Source organism: Pseudorhodoferax sp. Leaf265 (genome assembly GCF_001422365.1).
Classification (GTDB): Bacteria; Pseudomonadota; Gammaproteobacteria; order Burkholderiales; family Burkholderiaceae_C; genus Pseudorhodoferax.
The window spans coordinates 691,412-705,124 of the sequence record NZ_LMMT01000001.1 but is presented as its reverse complement, the minus strand read 5'-3'; the positions used below and the strand labels follow the sequence as shown (position 1 = coordinate 705,124).

Here is a 13,713-nt window from a genome sequence, read left to right as displayed (position 1 = left end):
TTCAACGTCCCCACGCCGGAACATGCATGGCCAGCAGCAGCACGGCGCCCGTGGCAGCGGTGTAGTCCCACCACAGCCGCGCGTTGTGCAGCTCCACGCTGCGCTGGGCAGACAGATAGCCCGCCTGCCCGCGTGCCAGCGCATAGGCCACGAACACCGCGCCCAACGCGGTGTGCAGTACGGCATAGGCCAGGCAGAAGCCCAGCATCGCGCCGTAGGCGTGCTCGCGCGGCGTAGGCATGCCGGGCAGCACGCCGGCCGGCAGCAGCAGCGTGGCGGACAGCGCGGCGATCAGCGCGGCCAGCAGCGCCAGCTGCCGGCCGCGCACGTTGCCACCCGCGTTGGCCCACACGGCGTACCGCGTCGCGCCGCAGGCCAGGGCCAGCGCGGCCGCACCGGCCAGCGGCGTGACCAGGTCAGCCCGCAACCAGTGCGGCGGTGGCCAGCCCGGCGCCACGGTGGCCAGATAGGCGTGACCGAACAGCAGGGAGACGAAGAAGCTGCCGTTGGCCACCAGCGTCCACAGCAGGCCGGCGCGGCCCGGGGCGCGCTCCACCACGTCGTGCACGGGCAGGCGCAGGCCCGCGCCTGTCTCCACGGGTGCGGGGTCCTGCCGCAGGCCGATCGACCAGGCCCAACGCCAGAACAGCACCAGCGCGAGCAGCGCGGCCGGGGGCGCGAGCCAGTAGGCCTTGGTCAGCAGGCCCATGAACACGCTGCCCACGGCCAGCGCCGCCGCCAGCGGCAGCCAGCTCGGCCGCGGCAGCCGCACCACGTGCGTGGGCTCGCCGCTGACAGGATCGCAGCCCAGGCTGCGCTGCTCGTCCACCCCGGCGTCGGCCAGCAGGCCTTCGCCCGCCGCGGCACGCGCGCCCAGGTTCGGCTCCGTCCACAGCGGTTCGGGGCCCAGCACGCGCGGCTGGCTTGCGAAGTTGTAGAAGGCCGGTGGTGTCGGCATGGCCCACTCCAGCGTGGACGCGCGCCAGGGGTTCTGCGGGGCGATGCGGCCCAGATAGGCGCTCACGATCAGGTCGATCAAGAGCAGGAAGAAGCCGATCGCCATCACGAAGCTGCCGAGTGACGAGACGAGGTTGGGCAGGTCCCAGCCCAGGCCCGTCACGTAGCTGCCCACGCGCCGCGGCATGCCCAGCAGCCCGGTCAGGTGCATCACGAAGAAGGTGGTGTTGAAGCCCAGGAAGATGAGCCAGAACGCCCAGCTGCCCAGGCGCGGCAGCGTCTGGCGGCCGAACAGGTGTGGAAACCAGTAGTACACGCCCGCCAGGAACGGGAACAGGAAGCCGCCGACCAGCACATAGTGCAGGTGCGCGACGACGAAGTGCGTGTCGTGCGCCTGCCAGTTGAACGGCACCAGCGCCAGCATCACGCCCGTGAGCCCACCGCAGACGAAGACCACGAGAAAGCCCAGCAGCCACAGCAGGGGCAGCGCCAGCTTGGGCCGGCCGTGCCAGAGCGTGGCGATCCAGGCGAACAGCTGTACCGCCGTGGGGATGGCCACCAGCATGCTGGCGGCCGAGAAGAACACGAGCGCCAGGTGCGGGATGCCCACCGTGAACATGTGGTGCACCCAGAGCCCGAAGCTGATGAAGGCCATGGCCACCACGCTGGCCAGCACCCAGTTGCGACCGACCAGCGGGCGCTGTGCGAAGGTGGGGATGAGCGTGGAGACGATGCCGGCCGCGGGCAGGAAGATGATGTAGACCTCGGGGTGGCCGAACAGCCAGAACAGGTGCTGCCACAGCAGCGGATCGCCGCCGCGCGCGGCGTCGAAGAAGGGCCAGCCGGCCGCGCGTTCGAGCTCCAGGATCAGGCTGCCCAGGATCAGCGGCGGAAAGCCCACCAGCATCATGCCGGCCGTGACCAGCATGTACCAGGCGAACAGCGGCATGTCGACGAGTCGCATGCCCGGCGCGCGCATGGTCAGGATGGTGACGATGATCTCCACCGCGGCCGCCACGGCCGAGATCTCCACGAAGGTGATGCCCAGCAGCCAGACGTCGGCGTTCACCCCCGGCGTGTGCGTGGCGTTGGACAGCGGCGTGTACATGAACCAGCCGCCGTCGGGCGCGAGCCCGGCCGCCAGTGCGCCGAGCAGGATCAGCCCGCCCAGCAGGTAGCACCAGTAGCCGAACGCGCCCAGGCGCGGATAGGCCAGGTCGCGCGCGCCCAGCATCTTGGGCAGGAGGTAGATCGCGAAGCCCTCGATCAGCGGGATCGCGAACAGGAACATCATGATGGTCCCGTGCATCGTGAAGACCTGGGCGTACAGCGCATCGTCGAGGAAGGCCGATTGCGGCGTGGCCAACTGCGCGCGGATCAGCATGGCCAGCATGCCGCCGACGAAGAAGAACAGCAGCGCCGTGGCGATGAAGCGCCGGCCCACGATGTTGTGGTTGACGGCCGAGAGCGAACGCCAGCCCGCGGGGTTGTGCCAGACCTGTTGCAGCCGGCGGTGCAGGGCCACGGGGTGCGTCATGGCGTGGCCCCCTGCATGCGCGCCGCCAGCGCCGCGGGCGCATGCGCGTGCACCTCCATCGGCATGCGCGCGTGCCCCGTGCCGCAGTACTCGGCGCACACGCCGCGGTAGACGCCCGGTGCATCGGCCTGCAGCCGGACCACGTTGGTGCGGCCCGGGATCGTGTCGATCTTGCCACCCAGGCGCGGCACCCAGAAGCCGTGGATCACGTCGGCCGTGCGCACACGCACGTCCACGGGCTGTCCGGCCGGAATGTCGATGCGGTTGGGCTGCGCTGGCGCGAGCGGATGCGCGGGGTAGTGCACGTCCCACTGCCATTGGCGCGCCGTCACCTCGACCGTGAACACGGGCGCAGCGCCCGGCAGCGGCAGCAGCGCGTGGCCCGCGCGCAGGCCCCAGAACAGCAGCGCGCCGATGACCAGGCCCGGCAGCAGCAGACCGCCGGCGACCAGCCACGCCTGCCCCGCCCCGAGGTCTGCCGCAGCCTGCCGGCGGCGACGCAACACCGCCACCAGGCCCAGCGCCGTCATGCCCAGCGTGAGTGCCGTGCCGCCCCAGAACATCCACCACCAGACCTGGGCGATGGGCGCAGCGCCGGGGCCGGCCGGGTCCAGCGCGGAGAGCGGGCCGGCCGTGCTGCATCCGGCCAGCACGGCGGCGGCGCACAGGCACACGGCATGTGCGCCGGCAGCGCGCTGCGCGCGCCGCCTTCTACAGTAGCGCCCAGCATGAAGCACTACGCCGACCCCATCCCGCACGGCACGACGACCAGCGTGCACTTCTTCGGCCACCCCGCGCATGCGATGCTGGTGCCGTTCCCGATCGCCTTCCTGGTCAGCGTGTTCGCGAGCGACCTGGCCTGGTGGACATGGAGCGATCCGTTCTGGGCCCGCATGTCGCTGTGGCTGGCGGGCGGCGGCGCGCTGAGCGGCATCGTGGCCGGCGCGGTCGGCACGGCCGAGCTGCTGGCGGTGCGCGACATCCGGCGCCGCGCCGCGGCCTGGAGCCATTTCGTCGTGGCCGTGATGCTGCTGTCCGTGGGCATGGCGAACTGGGGCCTGCGGCTGGGCGATGCCGAGGCCGCCATCGTCCCCATGGGCCTGTACCTCTCGGGCCTCGGGGTGCTGCTCGTGGGGGTGGCCGGCTGGCTGGGCGGGACGCTGGTGTTCGAGCATCGGGTGGGCGTACTCAACGAAGACGAGGAAGACTGAGCGGCCCCAGCGCCGGCTGCGCCAGCACCAGCCACAGCACGCCGAGGATCAGCGCCACCGGCACCGCCGCCGTGGCCAGCAGCAGGCCCGGCGACCACACCCGCGGCCGCTCGCGCAGCACCAGGATCAGCTTGCCGCAGCCCGCGTGGAACAGCACCATCGCGGCCACCAGCGTGAGCTTGGCGAAGAACCAGGGCGCGTAGACGTTCATGAGGTGGATCAGCGCAGTGCCCGAGACCACGGCCAGCACCGCGGCCGGCGAGGCCAGCGCGATGTAGACGAAGCGCGTGGCCGCGCGCAGGCGGCGCCGGCTGACCCTGCCCTCGGTCCGCGGAAACAAGGCGAGCAGCGAGGGCAGTGCGAGCAGGCTGGCGCACCAGGCCAGCAGCGCGGCCAGGTGCACGAACTTGATCCAGGGCATCCAGGCGGCGAGCAGGTCCATGCGGCATTTCGGGGCGGTGCCGATGGTTGCTCGGCAAAGGGAGCCGGGCGCGCTTGTTGGTGTGGTTCTGGCGCGTGCCGATGGCGGGTGCTGCCAGTCTGGCCGGTGCAGGCCCACGCTGCCAGCGGCCCGTGCGCCGCTGCGGGGTCGGATGGGGCCTACGGCCCCATGGCTCAAGCCGCGGTGGCCGGAACCGCGGTGTTGCGGTAGTGCACGAAGCTGAAGGCCAGCCCCGTGGCCGAGACATGGCGCTCACGCGCGACTTCGGTCCACGCGCCGTCCAAGTGCGGCGCAAAGGCGTCGCCCTCGAACGTCGCCTCGATCTCGGTCACCACGGCCGTGCTGGCCTGCGGCAATGCCTGCGCATAGACATCGGCCCCGCCCGTGACCCAGACCTTGGCATCGGCCGGGCACAGGCCCAGGGCCTCTTCGAGCGACGCGGCGCGCAGCGCGCCATCGGCCTGCCAGTCGGGGTGACGCGTCAGCACGATGTTGATGCGGCCGGGCAGCGGCCGGAACTTGGGTGGCAGCGAATCCCAGGTCTTGCGGCCCATGACCACGGGGCAGCCCATGGTCGTGGCCTTGAAGTGCGCCATGTCCTCGGGCAAGCGCCAGGGCAGGGTGTTGTTGCGGCCGATGACGCCGTTCGCGGCCTGGGCCCAGATCAGGTGCAGCGTGGGCATCTCAATCCTTCACACCGCCACTGGCGCCTTGATGGCGGGATGCGGGTCGTAGCCTTCGATGGCGAAGTCCTCAAACTGGTAGTCGAAGATCGAGGCGGGCTTGCGCAGGATCTTCAGCAGCGGGTAGGGGCGCGGTTCACGCGAGAGCTGCAGCGCCACCTGCTCCACGTGGTTGCTGTAGATGTGGCAGTCGCCGCCGGTCCAGATGAAGTCGCCGACTTCCAGGTCGCACTGCTGCGCGAGCATGTGGGTGAGCAGCGCGTAGCTGGCGATGTTGAACGGGACGCCCAAAAAGATGTCCGCGCTGCGCTGGTACAGCTGGCAGCTGAGCTTGCCCTCGGCCACGTAGAACTGGAAGAACGCATGGCAGGGCATGAGGGCCATCTTCGAGAGGTCGGCCACGTTCCAGGCGCTCACGATGATGCGGCGCGAGTCGGGGCTGCTTTTGAGCTGCTTGACCACCTCGGCGATCTGGTCGATGTGGCCGCCCTCGGGCGTGGGCCAGGAGCGCCACTGCACGCCATAGACCGGGCCCAGGTCGCCGTCTTCCCTGGCCCACTCGTCCCAGATCGACACGCCGCGCTCCTTGAGCCAGTGGTTGTTGGACGAGCCGGTCAGGAACCACAGCAGTTCCACGATGATGGACTTCAGGTGCACCTTCTTGGTCGTCACCAGCGGAAAGCCCTCGGACAGGTCGAAGCGCATCTGGTGGCCGAACACGCTCTTGGTGCCCGTGCCCGTGCGGTCGCCCTTGGCCACGCCATGGGTGTGCACATGGCGCATGAAGTCTTCGTACTGGGAGCGGATGGGGCGCGCGTTGGTCATGGCCGGATTTTCGCAGCAGACGCGTGGGGGCGTCAGGCCTCCAGCACGCGGCCCGGGTTCATGCGGTTCTCGGGGTCCAGCGCGCCCTTGATCGCGCGCATGAGCTTCATTGCGACCGGCGATTTGTAGTGGGGCAGCTTGTGCTGCTTGAGGCTGCCCACGCCGTGCTCGGCCGAGATCGAGCCGTCGAAGGACTTGACGGAGTCGAACACCAGCGTGTTGACCTCCTCCTCGTGCGCGGCCAGGAAGGCCTTGGCGTCGCCGCCGGCCGGGGCCTGCACGTTGTAGTGCAGGTTGCCGTCGCCCAGGTGACCGAAGTCGACCATGCGCACGCCGGGGATCTTCTGCGCCAGCAGTGCATCGGTCACGCGCACGAACTCGGGGATGCGCGAGACCGGGATCGAGATGTCGTGCTTGATGTTCAGGCCCTCTTCGACCTGGGCCAGCGTGATGCTCTCGCGGACATGCCAGAGCGCGCGCGCCTGCGAGAGGTTCTCGGCGATCACGGCATCGCTGACGCAGCCGGCCTCGAAGGCCTGCTCCAGCAGCTTCTCGAAGCGGCTGCGCGCGTGCTCCTCCGATTCGTCGTCGGAGTTCTCCAGCAGCACGCACCAAGGCGTCTCTTCAGAGGATTCGGCCGCGGCGGTGACGAAGGGCACGCGCTGCTGTGGGAAGTGCTTGGCCACCAGGCTCAGCGCGAAGCGGCCCATGACCTCGAAGCCCGTGAGCCCCGCGCCCAGCGTGCGGTGCGCCAGGCCCAGCAGTTCCACGGCGTGTTCCATCGAGGGCACGGCGGCCCAGGCGGTCAGCTGCACGGCCGGCATCGGGTAGAGCTTCATGGTCGCGGCGGTGATGATGCCCAGCGTGCCCTCGGCGCCGACGAACAGGTCGCGCAGGTCGTAGCCCGTGTTGTCCTTGCGCAGGCCGGTGAGGCCGCTCCAGACCTCGCCCTCGGCCGTCACGACCTCCAGGCCCAGGCACAGCTCGCGCGTGTTGCCGTAGCGCACCACCTGCGTGCCGCCTGCGTTGGTGGAGAGGTTGCCGCCGATGGTGCAGCTGCCTTCGGCGCCCAGGCTCAGCGGGAACAGGAAGCCCTCTTTCTCGGCGATCTCCTGCAGCGATTGCAGCACGCAGCCGGCCTCCACCGTGACCGTGAGGTTGGCAGGATCGATCGCGCGCACGGCGTTCATGCGTCTGGTCGACAGCACGACCTGGCGGCCACTCGCATCGGGCGTGGAGCCGCAGACCAGGCCGGTGTTGCCGCCCTGCGGCACGATGCTGACGCCGGCCGCCGCGCAGGCCTTGACGACCGCTGCGACCTGCGCGGTGCTGGCGGGCCGGACCACGGCCAGCGCGCGGCCGCGCTCGCGCTTGCGCCAGTCCTGTTCCCAGGCCGAGAGGTCGCCGTCGGCCAGCACATGGGCGTCGCCGACGATGGCGCGCAGGGAGTCGAGCAGGGCAGCGGTCATGGGGTCGAGGTCCTCGTTCATTCGCCGGCGGCCGCAGCCAGCCGGGCATTGCGAAAGCGCAGCCGCACGTGCATCGCGCAGGCCGCGAACAGCAGCAGGCACAGCAGCAGCTGCGCGGCCGCGCACCAGCGGCCGGCCGGCAGCGGGTCGCTCCAGGCGCGCACCACGCCTTCGGTGAAGTACAGCCAGATCAGCAGGCTCAGCCAGCGGTAGGTGTACATGCGGTTCTTGAGCAGGCCGGCCAGCGGAATGCACAGCGGCAGCACCTTGAGCGCAAGCCAGCTGCCACCCGGGCGCAGCGGGGCGAGCCACAGCTCCCAGGCCAGGCCCAGGGCGATCATCGCGAGCAGGCTCGCGACGGCGATCCGGCGGGTCCAGGCGACGGTGGGTTCCAGGGGGGCGGCAGGCATGGGGCTGGCATGATAACGAGCATGTCTGCCGCACCCAGCCACATGCCCGAGCGCCTGCACGCGCTACTGGGCGATCTGGCGCACTTTCCCTGGCGCACCACCGCGCACACGCTGCGCGAGCGCTTCCGCGAAGACCAGCTCGCGCTGACCGCCAGCAGCCTGACCTTCACCACCATGCTGGCCCTGGTGCCGCTGTTCACGGTGGCGCTGGCCATCTTCACGGTGTTCCCGATGTTTGGCACGGTGCAGCAGGTGCTGCAGCGCTGGCTGGTGCAGAGCCTGGTGCCCGAGACCATCGCGCGCCAGGTGCTGGGCTACCTCACGCAGTTCGCCAGCCAGGCCAGCCGGCTCGGCAGCCTGGGACTGGCCGTGGTGCTGGTGACGGCGCTGGCGCTGGTGCTGACGATCGACCGCACGCTCAACCGCGTCTGGCGCGTGCCACGCCCGCGGCCGCTGGGCCAGCGCGTGCTCATCTACTGGGCGCTGATCACGCTGGGGCCGTTGCTGCTGGGCGCCAGCCTGGCGATGACCTCGTACGCGCTGTCGTCCTCGCGCGGCCTGGTGGACAGCCTGCCCGGCGGCGTGCGTGTGCTGCTGGACACCATCGAGTTCGGCCTGCTCGCGCTGGGCATGGCGGCGGTCTACCGCTACGTGCCCAACACCCATGTGAAGTGGGCCCACGCGCTGGCCGGTGGCATCTTCGTCTCGGTGGGCATCGAGCTGGCCAAGCGGCTGCTGTCGCTCTACATCGCTTCGGTACCGACCTATTCAGCCATGTACGGCACTTTCGCCACGGCCCCCATCCTCTTGCTGTGGATCTACCTGGCCTGGACCATCGTATTGCTGGGGGCTGTGATCGCGGCCTACCTGCCCAGCCTGCTGGCCGGCGTGGCGCGGCCCACCGCCACCTACGGCTGGCACTTCCACCTGGCCGTCGAAGTGCTGCAGCACCTGCACGGCGCGCGCAGCGGCGAGGCGCATGGCCTGTCGGCCGGCGAGCTCGGCCGCGCGCTGGGCACGACCAAGCTGCAGCTCGAGCCCGTGCTGCAGGCGCTGGTCGGGCTGGACTGGGTGGCGCGGCTGGACGAGGCCGAACATGGCGCAGGCGCCGATGCCGAGGCGCGCTACGTGCTGCTGGCCGACCCGGAGTGCACGCCGCTGGCGCCACTGTTCGAGCGGCTGCTGGTGGACCGCAGCCCACCGCTGGCCGGGCTGTGGGACAAGGGGCGCTGGGACGCGCTGCGGCTGCGCGACGCGCTGTAGCGCTCAGAGCTTGATTTTGCCCAGCCAGATGTCGCGGTACATGGCCCAGTCGCCCAGGAAGCTGTAGAGCGGGCGCTTGAAGCTCGCGGGCTTGTTCTTCTCGAAGCCGAAATGGCCGATCCAGGCGAACAGGTAGCCGCAACCCAGGCCGATCAAGAGCCAGCGCCACTGGCCGGTGAACAGCAGCATGGCCAGGCAGGCCAGCCCCAGCGTGCTGCCGACGAAATGCAGCCGCCGGCAGGTGCGGTCGCGGTGTTCGGAGAGGTAGAACGGGTAGAACTCGGCGAAGGTCTTGAAGCGGCGCGGATCGACCGGCGCCACCGACGGAAGCATGCTCATGCGCTGTCTCCTGGCCCTGTCATCGCAGGGCTCGGATTCATCGTAACGCCTGCAGCTCGGCGTCCGCCAGCCCCACGAGCAGCGCGCTGCCGTCCGGCGCGACACGGAACTCGCCGTAGCGGGCCTGTGCGAAGCGCTCGGCCTCGCCCTCGCGGAAGAACCAGGCGTCGGTGACCAGGGTCCAGCGGCCGTCCTTGGGCGTCAGCCGCAGCGCGAACTCGGGTGGTACCAGCGCTTCGCCGGGCGCAGCGAGGCGCAGCAGCGTGGCGACGCCGCGCGCATCGCGCTGCGCGACCACCATCGCCTGGCCGTCCCACGGGTCGGCGTCGTCGGCATGCGGGATGGCGAAGGCCAGCCGCATGTAGTCGCCCTGCAGCAGCGAGCGCGGATCGACGGGTGCCAGTGCCACGAAGACCGGTGCGCCGCGCGCGATCAGCTGCTCCTTGCGCCAGATGCCAAGGTTGGCGACCAGCAGCGTGGCCAGGCCGCCCAGCACCAGCGCCGCGGCGGCCCGCGGTGCGAAAGCGGCCGCGGTGCTGTGGCCGCGCTGCGCGCGCCAGGCCAGGGCCGCGAGCGCGGCACCGCAGGCCACCATCAGCACGGCCTTGTGCGCCAGCGGCCAGGCCAGCGCGTAGTAGAAGCTGCCCACGGTCCAGGCCGCGGCGAGCGCGGAGCACAGCGCCAGCCGGCGGTGGTTGCCGCTGGCGGCCAGCAGCGCGGCGAGCAGGATCCCGCCCAGCAGTGGCAGAAAGGCGCACAGCGCCGCGGCCACCAGTGCCAACCCGGCGCAGCCGGGCCGGCGCAGGGCGGGCCAATGCCTTGCGGCCAGCGCGAACGCAGCGAGCGCGAGCAGCACCGAGGCCGAGGCCATCCAGGGCGTGGACGCGATCAGGCCGCCCCCATCGCCGAACTGGCCCAGCGGCCCCAGCACGCCACCGACCAGGAAGGTCATGCCGGATGCAGCCGCGAACGCGGCCAGCGTCAGCGCGATCCAGCCCGTGGCCGTGGCGGCCAGCGGGGCACGCGGCATGGCGGCCAGGCCCAGCAGCAGCGTGCCGTGCAAGGCCAGCCAGGGCCGCAGACCGTCCGGATGCCAGTCGCTCTCGCCATGCAGCACGAAGGCGGTCGCGGCGGCCGCTGCTGCACCCAGCAGCCCCTGGAGACCGGCTTGCGCGCGGCCGGCCCACCAGGCCAGTGCCAGCAGCAGAACGGCCAGCAGGCCGGCTGCCAGTTGCAGCGGCAGGTCGCGCGCGAGGCCGTAGCCCAGCGTGCCCAGGCCGGCCAGCAGCAGCGGCAGGGCCAGTTGCTCGACGAACACCGTCGCATGGGGCCGGCGCAGCAGCGTGGCGGCCAGCGCGAGCAGCAGCGCGCCAACGGCATAGGGCCCGCTGCCGGCGTGGACCCAGTCGCCCAGCAGCAGCGCGACGGCACCCAGCAATGGCAGCGCAGCCAGCCAGGCACCCAGCGCGGTCAGCAGCACCACGGGCCAGGGGCGCTCGCCGGGTGCGGTGGCTGCGGTGCCTGCGGTCCAGGCGCCGCAGGCCTGGGCGCGGCGCTGCACCGCGCGCACGGACAGCGCGAGCAGCGCCGCGGCGGCCAGGCCCAGCAGCAACAGGTGGCCGATGGCGTCGAAGTCGCCATCGAGCAGCCAGCGTGCCGCGCCGGCCACGAGCAGCGCGTCCAGGGCCAGCGTGGCGAGGCTCAGCGCGAACAGGTCGAAGCCACGCTGGCGCGCGAAACCGGCCGTGGCCAGCGCGAGCAGCAGCACGCCGCCCGCGTACTGCGGCGCGGCAGGCTCGCGGAACAGGCCGCCCAACGCGGTCAGCGCCAGCAGCAGCGCGAACAGGGCCGCTGCCAGCCGGAACGACCAGGGGCCGGCGCCTGTGTAGCGGCGCGCCCATGGCGCCAAGCCCAGCAGCACGAGCGTGGCCATGGCGGCTGCGCTGGCGTGCACGCGCAGGTCCTGCGGCCGCACACGCCAGGCATGGCCGGTGTGGGCCTGCGCCCACAGCGACACCGCCGTCATGGCGACGAGGCACCAGGGCAGCCACAGCACATCGCTGCGCGCGGCCAGCGCGAGCGGCAGGGTGAGCAGCGCCCACAGCGCGAACAGCTGCCAGGGATCGGCGCCGGTCTGGTAGGTCTGGCCGTAGTAGGCGAACAGCGCGCCCGTGGCGAGCAGCACCGCTAAGGCGCCGGGCGCGCGCAGGGCTGGCCGCGCGGCGGCTGCGAGCGCGGCGATGGCCAGTGCGCCCTGCAGCACGGCGAAGCGGCCCATGCGGCCGAAGTCGTTCCAGTTGGCGGCGAGCCAGAGGATCAGGCCGAAGCCGATCAGCGCCGCCGCCAGCAGCGCCACCGCTTGCCACAAGCGCTGCAGGCCCGCCATCAGCGCGACAGGAAATCGCGGATCGCGAACAGCGTGTCGTCCGGCGTCTCGGTCATCTGGTGGTGGCCCACGGGCGGCTGCGCCACCTGCACATTCCTGCCGGCGGCCTTGGCTTTGGCGATGAGACCTTGCGCAGCCTTGGGCGGCGTCATCTGGTCCTGGGCGCCGAGCACGAACAGCACCGGGCAGGCGATCTGCGCGATGGCCTCTTCGCCATGGGTGTAGCGGTCGCAGGCCAGGAAGCCGCGGTGGAACACGTTGACGTCCTGGTTGCTGCGCAGCACGCGCCGGCCCAGCGCGAGGCTGGCGCCATAGACCCAGGTGCCCGGGCCCAGTGCCGAGGGCGGCGCGGCCAGCGTGGAGCGCGAGAACACGTTGACCATCTTCATCGCGGCCTCGGGGTCGTTCTGCGCGGCGTCGAGCAGGGCCTGCGAGACCTTCATCGGGAAGGCCGTGCCGACCAGCACCAGCTGCGTGACGCGTTCACCCAGCCGGGCCGCGGCTTCGAGCGCGATCAGCGAGCCCCAGCTGTGGCCGACCAGCGCGGCACGCTGCACGCCGGCCGCGTCCAGCAGCGCGGCGATGAAGTCCGCCGCCTGCTCGACGGAAGAGGGCGCTTCGCCCGCGCTGCGGCAGTGGCCGGGCAGATCCACCGCCAGCACGTTGAAGCCGTGGTGGGCGAGGTAGCGGCTCTGCAGGATCCAGACGCTGTGGTCGTTGAGCACGCCGTGGATGAAGACCACGGTGGGCTTGGCTGCATCGAAGGGCTTGCCGCCGGTGTAGCAGTAAGTGGGGGCGCCGTTGACGGTGACGATCATGCTGCTTTCTCCGCCGCCTTCAGGGCCCGCCTGAGGTCGTCGATGAGGTCGTCGGCATCCTCCAGCCCGATCGACAGCCGGATCGTGCCCTGGCCGATGCCTCCCGCCGCCAGCGCCTCGTCGCTCATGCGGAAGTGCGTGGTGCTGGCCGGATGGATGACCAGCGAGCGGCAGTCGCCCACGTTGGCCAGGTGGCTGAAGATCTTGAGCGTCTCGATGAACTTCTTGCCCTGCTCGCGGTTGCCCTTGAGGTCGAAGCTGAATACCGAGCCGGCGCCGCGCGGCAGCAGCTTGTTGGCCAGTGCGTGGCTGGGGTGGCTCTCCAGCAGCGGATGGCCGACGCGCGACACGAAGGGTTGGCCGGCCAGGAACTCGACCACCTTGCGCGTGTTGGCCATGTGGCGCTCCATGCGCAGCGGCAGCGTCTCGATGCCCTGCAGGATCAGCCAGGCCGTGTGCGGGCTCATGCAGGCGCCGAAGTCGCGCAGGCCTTCGCGGCGTGCGCGCAGCAGGAAGGCGCCGACCGTGCTCTCCTCGGTGAACACCATGTTGTGGAAGCCGTCGTACGCCTGGGCCAGTTCGGCGAAGCGGCCGCTCGTTGCGTGCGATGCGGCCCAGTCGAAGCTGCCGCCGTCGACCAGCACGCCGCCGATCACCGTGCCGTGGCCCGACAGGAACTTGGTGGCCGAGTGGTAGACGAGGTCCGCGCCAAGATCGAAAGGCTTGATGAGCCAGGGCGAGGTCAGCGTGGAGTCCACCAGCAGCGGCACGCCGGCCTCGTGCGCGATGGCCGAGACGGTGGGGATGTCCAGCACGTCCAGGCCGGGGTTGCCCACGGTCTCGCCGAACAGCAGGCGCGTCTCGGGCCGGATGGCCGCGCGCCAGCCGTCGATGTCGCCGGGCTTCACGAACGTGGTCTCGATGCCGAAGCGCCGCATCGTGTAGTGCAAGAGGTTTTGCGAGCCACCATACAGCGCGGTGCTGGCGACGATGTGGCTGCCAGCACCCATCAGCGTGGCCACGGCCAGGTGCAGCGCGGCCTGGCCGCTCGCGGTGGCGATGGCGCCGATGCCGCCTTCCAGCGCTGCCACGCGCTGCTCGAGCACCGCGTTGGTCGGGTTGCTGATGCGCGAGTAGACATGGCCGGCGCGTTCGAGGTTGAACAGCGCGGCCGCATGGTCGCTGGACTCGAACACGAAGGACGTGGACAGGTGGATGGGCACGGCACGCGCGCCCGTGGCCGGGTCGGGCGCGGCGCCGGCATGCAGCGCCAAGGTGTCGAAGCCGGGGTCCGAATAGCCGGGCATGCGCGGGTCTCCTCCAGGGGGAACAGGGTCAGTTTGGGCGCGATTGTGGGCTATATTCCCCAGGCA

Annotated in this window: 13 protein-coding genes; 2 read left to right on the top strand and 11 right to left on the bottom strand. The window is 71.1% G+C overall.

The window, feature by feature from the left end; translation table 11 throughout:
* Nucleotide 1: 1 nt before the first annotated feature.
* Together ctaD and coxB are read right to left on the bottom strand one after the other, a co-directional pair.
* The gene (gene ctaD, locus ASF45_RS03290) at nt 2-2,494 is read right to left on the bottom strand and encodes a cytochrome c oxidase subunit I (RefSeq protein ID WP_056656778.1); all 2,493 of its coding nucleotides are present in this window, start codon (nt 2,492-2,494) and stop codon (nt 2-4) included.
* A complete protein-coding gene (coxB, locus tag ASF45_RS03285) occupies nt 2,491-3,168 on the bottom strand; it encodes a cytochrome c oxidase subunit II (protein WP_056656774.1) in 678 nt (225 codons plus the stop codon). Before coxB ends, ctaD begins: the two co-directional genes overlap by 4 nt.
* 54 nt (nt 3,169-3,222) lie before the next feature.
* Between coxB and ASF45_RS03280 the strand changes: the two genes are divergently transcribed.
* Nucleotides 3,223-3,705, top strand: a complete 483-nt coding sequence (locus ASF45_RS03280; RefSeq protein WP_056656771.1) for a DUF2231 domain-containing protein — start codon at nt 3,223-3,225, stop codon at nt 3,703-3,705.
* Here ASF45_RS03280 and ASF45_RS03275 read toward each other — a convergent pair.
* From ASF45_RS03275 to ASF45_RS03255, 5 genes are all read right to left on the bottom strand, one after another.
* On the bottom strand, nt 3,683-4,147 hold the full coding sequence (locus ASF45_RS03275) for a CopD family protein (RefSeq protein WP_056656769.1): 465 nt from the start codon (nt 4,145-4,147) through the stop codon (nt 3,683-3,685). The genes ASF45_RS03280 and ASF45_RS03275 overlap by 23 nt on opposite strands.
* 173 nt (nt 4,148-4,320) lie before the next feature.
* Complete coding sequence (locus ASF45_RS03270; RefSeq protein WP_056656766.1) at nt 4,321-4,830, bottom strand: dihydrofolate reductase; 510 nt, start codon at nt 4,828-4,830, stop codon at nt 4,321-4,323.
* Nucleotides 4,831-4,839: 9 nt separating this feature from the next.
* Complete coding sequence (locus ASF45_RS03265) at nt 4,840-5,655, bottom strand: thymidylate synthase (RefSeq protein WP_056656763.1); 816 nt, start codon at nt 5,653-5,655, stop codon at nt 4,840-4,842.
* Nucleotides 5,656-5,687: 32 nt separating this feature from the next.
* On the bottom strand, nt 5,688-7,124 hold the full coding sequence (locus ASF45_RS03260; protein ID WP_056657465.1) for an FAD-binding oxidoreductase: 1,437 nt from the start codon (nt 7,122-7,124) through the stop codon (nt 5,688-5,690).
* 17 nt (nt 7,125-7,141) lie between these two features.
* Nucleotides 7,142-7,534 carry a DUF2069 domain-containing protein gene (locus tag ASF45_RS03255; RefSeq protein ID WP_056656760.1) on the bottom strand — a complete coding sequence of 131 codons (393 nt, stop codon included), beginning with the start codon at nt 7,532-7,534 and terminating at the stop codon, nt 7,142-7,144.
* A 21-nt stretch (nt 7,535-7,555) separates the two neighbouring features.
* Here ASF45_RS03255 and ASF45_RS03250 point away from each other — a divergent pair, with 21 nt between their 5' ends.
* Nucleotides 7,556-8,797: a YihY family inner membrane protein gene (locus tag ASF45_RS03250; protein WP_056656757.1), complete on the top strand. Its 1,242-nt coding sequence runs from the start codon at nt 7,556-7,558 to the stop codon at nt 8,795-8,797.
* A gap of 3 nt (nt 8,798-8,800) precedes the next feature.
* Here ASF45_RS03250 and ASF45_RS03245 read toward each other — a convergent pair whose 3' ends face one another.
* From ASF45_RS03245 to ASF45_RS03230, 4 genes are read right to left on the bottom strand one after another with little or no spacing between them, the layout of a single operon-like run.
* The gene (locus ASF45_RS03245) at nt 8,801-9,130 is read right to left on the bottom strand and encodes an Mpo1-like protein (RefSeq protein ID WP_056657462.1); all 330 of its coding nucleotides are present in this window, start codon (nt 9,128-9,130) and stop codon (nt 8,801-8,803) included.
* Between the two features lie 43 nt (nt 9,131-9,173).
* Nucleotides 9,174-11,522: a GDYXXLXY domain-containing protein gene (locus tag ASF45_RS03240; protein ID WP_056656753.1), complete on the bottom strand. Its 2,349-nt coding sequence runs from the start codon at nt 11,520-11,522 to the stop codon at nt 9,174-9,176.
* Nucleotides 11,522-12,340, bottom strand: a complete 819-nt coding sequence (locus tag ASF45_RS03235) for an alpha/beta fold hydrolase (RefSeq protein WP_056656750.1) — start codon at nt 12,338-12,340, stop codon at nt 11,522-11,524. Before ASF45_RS03235 ends, ASF45_RS03240 begins: the two co-directional genes overlap by 1 nt.
* Nucleotides 12,337-13,647, bottom strand: a complete 1,311-nt coding sequence (locus ASF45_RS03230; RefSeq protein WP_056656747.1) for an O-acetylhomoserine aminocarboxypropyltransferase — start codon at nt 13,645-13,647, stop codon at nt 12,337-12,339. The genes ASF45_RS03235 and ASF45_RS03230 overlap by 4 nt, the downstream gene beginning before the upstream one ends.
* Between the last annotated feature and the right edge of the window lie 66 nt (nt 13,648-13,713).

What these genes read in the sequence shown, in the direction of transcription:
- ctaD (WP_056656778.1), bottom strand. Translation starts at nt 2,494, where the DNA reads ATGACGCACCCCGTGGCCCTGCACCGCCGGCTGCAACAGGTCTGGCAC.
- ASF45_RS03280 (WP_056656771.1), top strand. Translation starts at nt 3,223, where the DNA reads ATGAAGCACTACGCCGACCCCATCCCGCACGGCACGACGACCAGCGTG.
- ASF45_RS03275 (WP_056656769.1), bottom strand. Translation starts at nt 4,147, where the DNA reads ATGGACCTGCTCGCCGCCTGGATGCCCTGGATCAAGTTCGTGCACCTG.
- ASF45_RS03270 (WP_056656766.1), bottom strand. Translation starts at nt 4,830, where the DNA reads ATGCCCACGCTGCACCTGATCTGGGCCCAGGCCGCGAACGGCGTCATC.
- ASF45_RS03265 (WP_056656763.1), bottom strand. Translation starts at nt 5,655, where the DNA reads ATGACCAACGCGCGCCCCATCCGCTCCCAGTACGAAGACTTCATGCGC.
- ASF45_RS03260 (WP_056657465.1), bottom strand. Translation starts at nt 7,124, where the DNA reads ATGACCGCTGCCCTGCTCGACTCCCTGCGCGCCATCGTCGGCGACGCC.
- ASF45_RS03255 (WP_056656760.1), bottom strand. Translation starts at nt 7,534, where the DNA reads ATGCCTGCCGCCCCCCTGGAACCCACCGTCGCCTGGACCCGCCGGATC.
- ASF45_RS03250 (WP_056656757.1), top strand. Translation starts at nt 7,556, where the DNA reads ATGTCTGCCGCACCCAGCCACATGCCCGAGCGCCTGCACGCGCTACTG.
- ASF45_RS03245 (WP_056657462.1), bottom strand. Translation starts at nt 9,130, where the DNA reads ATGCTTCCGTCGGTGGCGCCGGTCGATCCGCGCCGCTTCAAGACCTTC.
- ASF45_RS03240 (WP_056656753.1), bottom strand. Translation starts at nt 11,522, where the DNA reads ATGGCGGGCCTGCAGCGCTTGTGGCAAGCGGTGGCGCTGCTGGCGGCG.
- ASF45_RS03235 (WP_056656750.1), bottom strand. Translation starts at nt 12,340, where the DNA reads ATGATCGTCACCGTCAACGGCGCCCCCACTTACTGCTACACCGGCGGC.
- ASF45_RS03230 (WP_056656747.1), bottom strand. Translation starts at nt 13,647, where the DNA reads ATGCCCGGCTATTCGGACCCCGGCTTCGACACCTTGGCGCTGCATGCC.